Source organism: Streptomyces chisholmiae (assembly GCF_031845445.1).
Lineage (GTDB): Bacteria > Actinomycetota > Actinomycetes > Streptomycetales > Streptomycetaceae > Streptomyces > Streptomyces chisholmiae.
On sequence record NZ_JAVREO010000090.1, the window covers coordinates 1 to 495 of the forward strand.

Below are 495 nucleotides of genomic sequence, written 5' to 3' on the forward strand. Positions count from 1 at the left end.
TCCTGAAGCTGATCGTCGATGCGACCGGAGCGGGCATGGCCGTTCACCGGAACAAGATCCCCGAGGGGCTGGAGATAGCCGAACGGGTGCTGGCAAACCCTGAGGCGCCCCGGCAGGCCGTGGATTTCGCGGCGTTCGCATCCGGCCTGTCGATGCCGCTGATCGGGCGCGGTCACGACTTCCTGCCGATCGCGTCACGGTGCCGTGCCGAACGAAAGACCACCGACGGCATGGTCCGCATCATGGTGTTCTACGGCGAGGTGCTGGCGCTGGCCTACACGGGCCGGTTGGAGCTCGCCACGCAGCGGGCCAACGAATACGCCGAGTTCTCCTCGGCGGGCCAGTTCGCCGGATGGGCGATCGCCAAGATCATGGACGGCGTCGCAGCCACCCACAGTGGTCGCTTCCGTGACGCCATCCTGGCGATCGAACAGGCCCTGGCCGCACTCAACGCCGAGAGCTCCCTGCCCTGGCAGCTGCCCGGCCGGTTGCTGC

Annotated in this window: 1 protein-coding gene; it reads left to right on the forward strand. The window is 67.9% G+C overall.

Going from position 1 to position 495, the window contains the following annotated elements:
- Positions 1-495, forward strand: a 495-nt coding sequence (locus tag RM844_RS32205; RefSeq protein ID WP_311670992.1) for a hypothetical protein, incomplete at both ends; no start/stop codon positions are given.